7 protein-coding genes and 1 tRNA gene are annotated in these 6093 nt (G+C 69.9%); 5 read left to right on the top strand and 3 right to left on the bottom strand.

Going from position 1 to position 6093, the window contains the following annotated elements:
* Positions 1–152: 152 nt before the first annotated feature.
* A complete protein-coding gene (locus IE173_RS13300; protein ID WP_191283998.1) occupies positions 153–1265 on the bottom strand; it encodes an ABC transporter ATP-binding protein in 1113 nt (370 codons plus the stop codon).
* Between the two features lie 249 nt (positions 1266–1514).
* On the opposite strand from IE173_RS13300, the gene IE173_RS13295 reads away from it, so the two are divergent.
* The 4 genes from IE173_RS13295 to IE173_RS13280 all read left to right on the top strand — a co-directional run bounded on the left by IE173_RS13295 (position 1515) and on the right by IE173_RS13280 (position 4024).
* On the top strand, positions 1515–2405 hold the full coding sequence (locus IE173_RS13295) for a DsbA family protein (RefSeq protein ID WP_191283997.1): 891 nt from the start codon (positions 1515–1517) through the stop codon (positions 2403–2405).
* 23 nt (positions 2406–2428) lie between these two features.
* Positions 2429–2501 (top strand) — tRNA-Thr (locus IE173_RS13290).
* 303 nt (positions 2502–2804) lie between these two features.
* Positions 2805–3038 carry an HNH endonuclease signature motif containing protein gene (locus tag IE173_RS15540; RefSeq protein WP_229842109.1) on the top strand — a complete coding sequence of 78 codons (234 nt, stop codon included), beginning with the start codon at positions 2805–2807 and terminating at the stop codon, positions 3036–3038.
* Entirely contained in the window at positions 3038–4024 is a 987-nt protein-coding gene (locus IE173_RS13280) for a DMT family transporter (RefSeq protein WP_191283996.1), read from the top strand. The genes IE173_RS15540 and IE173_RS13280 overlap by 1 nt, the downstream gene beginning before the upstream one ends.
* Here IE173_RS13280 and IE173_RS13275 read toward each other — a convergent pair.
* The gene (locus tag IE173_RS13275) at positions 4011–4535 is read right to left on the bottom strand and encodes a nitroreductase family protein (RefSeq protein WP_191284008.1); all 525 of its coding nucleotides are present in this window, start codon (positions 4533–4535) and stop codon (positions 4011–4013) included. The genes IE173_RS13280 and IE173_RS13275 overlap by 14 nt on opposite strands.
* A gap of 37 nt (positions 4536–4572) precedes the next feature.
* Positions 4573–4989, bottom strand: a complete 417-nt coding sequence (gene msrB, locus IE173_RS13270; RefSeq protein WP_191283995.1) for a peptide-methionine (R)-S-oxide reductase MsrB — start codon at positions 4987–4989, stop codon at positions 4573–4575.
* Positions 4990–5105: 116 nt separating this feature from the next.
* Between msrB and IE173_RS13265 the strand changes: the two genes are divergently transcribed.
* The gene (locus IE173_RS13265) at positions 5106–6053 is read left to right on the top strand and encodes a DUF2332 domain-containing protein (protein WP_191283994.1); all 948 of its coding nucleotides are present in this window, start codon (positions 5106–5108) and stop codon (positions 6051–6053) included.
* The last annotated feature ends 40 nt before the right edge of the window (positions 6054–6093 follow it).

Here is a 6093-nt window from a genome sequence, read left to right as displayed (position 1 = left end):
CCGCAGCCGCGATGTTGCCACCCCCACGATCCAACGCCTCGAAAAACCGAGCCTTCAACTCCTCAAAAACCACGATCCCCGCAACTCCCAAAAACTCAGGGTGTTGCGGGGATCGCTAGAACCCGCGCTCGGGGGCGGGGCCGTTCGGGCGATCAGGAGGCGACGAGACTCGTCGTCTCGACGGGCTTCGACAGACGCTCGCCGGTCTCGACATCGAACGCGTGGATGTGCGCCGGCGTCGGGTTGACGACGATCTTCTCGCCCGGGTTCGGGTGGTTGCGGCCGTCGACACGCGCCACGATCTCGACGCGCTTGCCGTCGATCTCGGAGTGCCCGTACAGGTAGCCGTCGGCGCCGAGCTCCTCGACGACGTCGACCTCGACCGGCAGACCCTGGCCCGAGTTCGAGATGACCAGATCTTCGGGGCGCACGCCGATCGTGACCTTCTTGGCCTTGGTGTGCGACGTGACGTCCTTGTCGACCTTCGCCGTAGCGGTGCCGAACTTCAGGCCGCCGTCGACGATGTCGGCGTCGAACAGGTTCATCGCGGGGCTGCCGATGAACCCGGCGACGAACACGTTCTGCGGGCTCTCGTAGAGGTCGCGCGGGGTGCCGACCTGCTGCAGGACGCCGTCCTTGAGCACCGCGATGCGGTCACCCATCGTCAGCGCCTCGGTCTGGTCGTGGGTGACGTAGACCGTGGTGACGCCGAGGCGGCGCTGCAGCGATGCGATCTGGGTGCGGGTCTGCACCCGGAGCTTCGCGTCGAGGTTCGACAGCGGCTCGTCCATGAGGAACACCTGCGGCTGACGAACGATCGCGCGGCCCATCGCGACGCGCTGACGCTGACCACCGGAGAGCGCCTTCGGCTTGCGGCCGAGGTAGGGCTCCAGGTCGAGCAGCTTGGCGGCTTCGAGCACGCGCTGGGCGCGCTCCTCCTTGTTGACGCCGGCGATCTTGAGCGCGAAGCCCATGTTCTCGGCGACCGTCATGTGCGGGTAGAGGGCGTAGTTCTGGAAGACCATCGCGATGTCGCGATCCTTCGGCGGAACATCGGTGATGTCGCGATCGCCGATGAGGATGCGGCCCGAGTTGACCTCTTCGAGGCCGGCGAGCATGCGCAAGGTGGTGGACTTGCCACAACCGGAGGGGCCGACCAGGACGAGGAACTCGCCGTCTTCGACCTTCAGGTCGATCTGGTCGACAGCGGGGCGGGTGGAGCCGGGGTAGAGCCGACTCGCCTTGTCGAACGTGACTGTTGCCATAGGAATACTGCTCCCGTTCACCGGCAGGTACGTGCCGGACGATCCGTAGTGAATGGATGGATGTGCCGGGCGGAATCGACCGACACCCCCCGAGTATGCCACGTCCGCGCGGCGCCGGTTCAGCCGGCGTCCGGCCACCTCCCAGCGTGGGTCTTTACGCTCGCATCCGGCGCCCTGCCCGATCGCGGTTGCTCGCGACCTTGGGAGTGCAGTAACTTGGCGCCGCCTGCCCACCCGAACCGAGGACTCATGAGTGAATCGCGCGAAGCCGCGCGGGAGCGTGCGCGCGAACTCCGGGCGGAGCACCGCAAGCGCGACCGGCGTCGACGCTTCGGCATCACCGTCGGGGTGATCGGCGGCATCCTCGTCGCCGGCCTCGTCATCACCCTCGTGTTCATCACCTCCGCCCGCCCGGCGACCCGGGGGCCGCAGAACATGCAGAGCGACGGGCTGAAGATCGGCGAGGGCTTCACCGCGGTGCGCACCCCCGCGCTCGCGATCGGCGACAGCCCCGTCGCGTCCGAGCCGAACCCGTCGGACGTCGTCGACATCCAGATCTACTACGACTACCTCTGCCCCAACTGCGGGGCGTTCGAGGAGCGCAACGGCGACCAGCTGCGCGAATGGATCGAGAACAACGCCGCGACCGTCGAGTACCACCCGATCGCGGTCTTCACCGCGAAGTCGGCCGGCACCCAGTACTCGTTGCGCGCGGCCAACGCGGTCGCCTGCGTGGCCGAGCTCTCACCCGACCAGTTCTTCGCGTACCACGAGGCGCTGTTCGCCGACCAGCCGGAAGAGAACACGCCCGGCTACGACGACGACGAACTGCTGGCGATCGCGAAGGCCGCCGGAGTCGAGCACCTCGGCAACGTCGAGAAATGCATCGACACGCAGCGCTTCCGCGTCTGGGTGAACGAGGCGACGCAGCGCGCGCTCGCCGGCCCCATCCCGGGCACCGAGGTGGCGTCGATCGCCTCGACGCCGACGATCATCGTCAACGGCGAAGAGTTCAAGTACACGACGGCGTTCGATCCCAACGAGTTCGCCCAGTTCGTGGCCCGCGCGGCGGGGCAGTCGTTCAGTGACAACCCGACGCCCACGCCGACCCCGACGACGACGGCCACACCCGCGCCGTAGACTCTTGCCCGCACATAGCGCGTGCCCCCTTAGCTCATCCGGTAGAGCATTTCACTTGTAATGAAAAGGCGGCGGGATCGTGACCCGCAGGGGGCTCTGTCGGTCGCCTGACTTACCGTGCGCGGCATGAGAGCCTGTGCCCACTGCGGAACCGAGACGCGAAACCCCATGTTCTGCTCGAACAGTTGCCGCGCGTCGGTGACCAACCGTGGTGTGCGCCGCCATGGTGAGGCTCCTGGCGAATGCCGCCTGTGCCGTGCAACGCTTGTCCGACGGAGGAGCCTGTACTGCTCACTCGCGTGCCACCAGGATGCCCTCGCCGAGCGGCACATCAAGCGATGGCTCGCGACTGGCTTGCCCGGGCACCACACGCTCCGCCGCGCGATCCGGGATTGGATCATGATGGAGCAGAACGGGTTCTGCCAGATCTGCGGTCTGGAGCCGACCTGGAATGGTGCCACGCTGGTGTTCGTGCTCGATCACATCGACGGAGACGGCGGCAATCACGTCCGCTCGAACGTGCGGATGATCTGTCCCAACTGCGACAGCCAGCTGCCCACCTTCAAGGCCCGCAATCGCGGCAAGGGCCGCCATTTCCGCCGCGAGCGCTACCGGGCCGGGCTCTCGTACTGATGACCTCACCACTCCCGATCCCGTCGGCGACGACGCCCGGTCGGCTCGCCGTCGCCCTCGCCGCCGCCTTCGGCACCGGCGTCGTCGTCGCCACTCAGAGCCGCATCAACGGCGAACTGGGACTGCGCCTCGACGACGGGTTTCTCGCGGCGTTCATCTCCTTCGGGTCGGGTCTCGTCATCCTCGCGGTCGTGGGCCTGTTCTGGCGCCCCGGCCGGCGCGGCATCGAGCGGGTCGCCGTGGCCCTGCGGGAGCGCAGCATCCCGTGGTGGATCGTGCTGGGCGGCGCCGGGGGTGCGTTCTTCGTGCTCGGGCAGGGGCTCACGATCGGCTCGCTCGGGGTGGCGCTCTTCACGATCGCGGTGGTGTGCGGGCAGACCGTGAGTTCGCTGCTGCTCGACCACTGGGGGCTCTCACACCGGGGATCCCCTCTCATGCCCGCGACTCCCGCGACCCCGCGTCGCGTGGTCGGGGCCGCGCTCGCCGTCGTCGCGGTCGGAATCGCCGTCTCCGATCGCCTGCGCCCCGACGCCCCGTATCTGGTGCTGGTCATCCCGCTCGTGGCCGGCCTGGTCGTCGGGTGGCAGCAGGCGGTCAACGGCCAGGTGCGGCGGGTGTCGGGTTCGGCGTTCACGGCGACCCTCGGCAACTTCGTGGTCGGCACGGTCGTGCTTGGCCTCGCACTGCTGGCACACATCGTCGTCACGGGATGGAACCCGGAGTTCCCCACGCAGTGGTGGCTCTACCTCGGCGGGCTCGCCGGCTGCATCTTCATCGGCGCTCAAGCGATCATCGTGCGGCACACGGGGGTGCTGCTCATGGGGCTCGCCCTCCTCGCCGGGCAGGTGACGGCATCCATCGCCTTCGACCTGTTGCTGCCGGTGTCGGGTTCGGGCCTTCACCTCGTGACCATCGTCGGCGGCGCCCTGGTCGTGGTCGCGGTCGTCGTGGCCGCGCTGCCTGCCCGCCCGGTCAGAGCGAGCTGAGCAGGTCTTTCGCCTTCACGGGCTTGCGACGCCCGCCCTTCTGCTTCTTCGTGCCGCCGACGTAGAGCCAGCCGAGCAGGTACTCGTCGGGTTTCAACTCGTGCATCCGATGCACGGCGCCGGAACGCGTGTAGTGGCCGGTGCGCCACATGACGCCCCAGCCGGCCTCGTCGAGCACGAGGCTCAGCGCGTGAGCGACACCGGATGCGACGGCCTCCTGCTCCCACAGGGGCACCTTGTGGCTCGGCTTGGGTGAGACGACGATCGCGAGCAGCAGGGGAGCGCGCAGCGGCTTGGCCGCCATCTTCTCGGCGGCGCCGCCTTCCAGCCCGGTCGCTTCGACGATCGCCGACCCGAATCGGCTGCGGGCGTCGCCGCGCAGCGCGATGAGACGCCAGGGGCGAAGAGACCCGTGGTCGGCGACGGATGCCGCTGCCTCGATGAGCGGCACCAGCTCGCGTTTGGTGGGTGCCGCGTCGCTCACCGAGGGTTGCGAGCGCCGCCGCCGCATCCCCTCGGCGATCGGGCCGGTCACGACCGTGCCGACTTCACGACTCTGCGTGGAACCCGAGCGACAGCGAGTTCATGCAGTAGCGCAGGCCGGTCGGCGTGCCGAACCCGTCGTCGAACACGTGGCCGAGGTGCGACCCGCACGCGGCGCAGCGCACCTCGGTGCGCACCATGCCGAGCGAGCGGTCCTCGATCAGCTCCACGGCATCCGGATTCACCGAGTCGTAGAACGACGGCCAGCCGCAGCCCGAGTCGAACTTCGTGCCGCTCTTGAACAGCTCGGCGTTGCAGGCCGCACAGGTGTAGAGGCCGGAACGGCTCTCGTCGAGCAGCTCGCCGGTCCAGGCGCGCTCGGTGCCGGCTTCGCGCAGCACCTTGTACTGCTCGGGGGTGAGCTCGGCGCGCCACTGCTCGTCGGTCTTCTCGACCGCGTAGTCCTTGCCGGAGGTGTTCATCTCGTGTCCTTCAGGTCGTCCACGGCGGACCTGGTGTGGCCGCCTCCCTATTCAACCGGAGGCGGAGCGGTTCCGTTCCCGCCGGCCAGGGATGCCCTGCTGGCAGGATGGCGGCCATGGGCAGCCCCGCGGCCGACGCCACCGCCGAGTGGTACGCGCGCGCCGCGACCCGCGACCTCGTCGGCCACTCCGCTCTGCATGTCGCCTGGGCGGCCGGGGTCGCGGCGGATGACGACGTGCTCGACCTGCTCGTCCGCCTGCCGCGCGAGCGCCGCCAGCCGTCGCTGATCTTCTCGGTCGCGACCTGGCTCGGCGCCGAGGCGACGGACTACCCCGGATTCCGCACCTGGCTGGTCGAGAACTGGCCGGCGGTCGAGGCAGCGGCCCGAGAGCGGCGCACCCAGACCAACGAGGTCGGTCGGTGCGCCCCGCTCGTCGCGGCGCTCGCGCGCATCCCCGGGCCGATCGCCCTGCTCGAGGTCGGCGCGGCGGCGGGGCTCTGCGCGATCCCCGAGCGGTACTCCTACCGGTTCGGCGACGCCCCGGTGCTGGGTACGGGGGATCCGCTGATCTCGTGCGCGGTCGACGATCCCGGTCTCGCCCCGACGACGCTGCCCGACATCCGCTGGCGGCTCGGGCTCGACCTCCACCCGCTCTCCGCCGCCGATGCCGGCGACCGGGAGTGGCTCGAAGCCCTCGTGCCGCTCGACCGGCCCGACCGTCGGGAGCGGCTGCGTCAGGCGCTCGAGACCGCGCGGTACGATCCGCCGCGGGTGGTCGCCGGCGACGCGCTCGACGACCTCGCGGATGCCGCGGCGGCCGCGCCGGCCGACCTCACGCTCGTCGTGGTGTCGCTCGGCACGCTCGTCTACCTGGCGCCCGAGGCGCGGGCAGCGTTCCCCGCAGCGGTCACGGCGGTGGGAGCGCGGCTCGTGACCCTCGAGCAGAGCGGCATCGCCGACCGCCCCGCCGGCCGGGTTCCCGCGGGGCGCTTCGTGCTCGCCCTCGACGGGGAGGCGCTCGCGGAGGCGAGCCCGCACGGCGACCGCCTGAGCACCCTCTGAGCGTCGCTCTGAGTGCGGCGAGGCATCCTCGCCCCGCGGT

This window comes from Pseudolysinimonas yzui (assembly GCF_014653215.1).
GTDB lineage: Bacteria > Actinomycetota > Actinomycetes > Actinomycetales > Microbacteriaceae > Pseudolysinimonas_A > Pseudolysinimonas_A yzui.
Note: the sequence above shows the minus strand (reverse complement) of the source record. Positions and strands in the feature narration are given on the sequence as shown.

What these genes read in the sequence shown, in the direction of transcription:
- IE173_RS13295 (WP_191283997.1), top strand. Translation starts at nt 1,515, where the DNA reads ATGAGTGAATCGCGCGAAGCCGCGCGGGAGCGTGCGCGCGAACTCCGG.
- msrB (WP_191283995.1), bottom strand. Translation starts at nt 4,989, where the DNA reads ATGAACACCTCCGGCAAGGACTACGCGGTCGAGAAGACCGACGAGCAG.
- IE173_RS13280 (WP_191283996.1), top strand. Translation starts at nt 3,038, where the DNA reads ATGACCTCACCACTCCCGATCCCGTCGGCGACGACGCCCGGTCGGCTC.
- IE173_RS13300 (WP_191283998.1), bottom strand. Translation starts at nt 1,265, where the DNA reads ATGGCAACAGTCACGTTCGACAAGGCGAGTCGGCTCTACCCCGGCTCC.
- IE173_RS13275 (WP_191284008.1), bottom strand. Translation starts at nt 4,535, where the DNA reads ATGCGGCGGCGGCGCTCGCAACCCTCGGTGAGCGACGCGGCACCCACC.
- IE173_RS15540 (WP_229842109.1), top strand. Translation starts at nt 2,805, where the DNA reads ATGATGGAGCAGAACGGGTTCTGCCAGATCTGCGGTCTGGAGCCGACC.
- IE173_RS13265 (WP_191283994.1), top strand. Translation starts at nt 5,106, where the DNA reads ATGGGCAGCCCCGCGGCCGACGCCACCGCCGAGTGGTACGCGCGCGCC.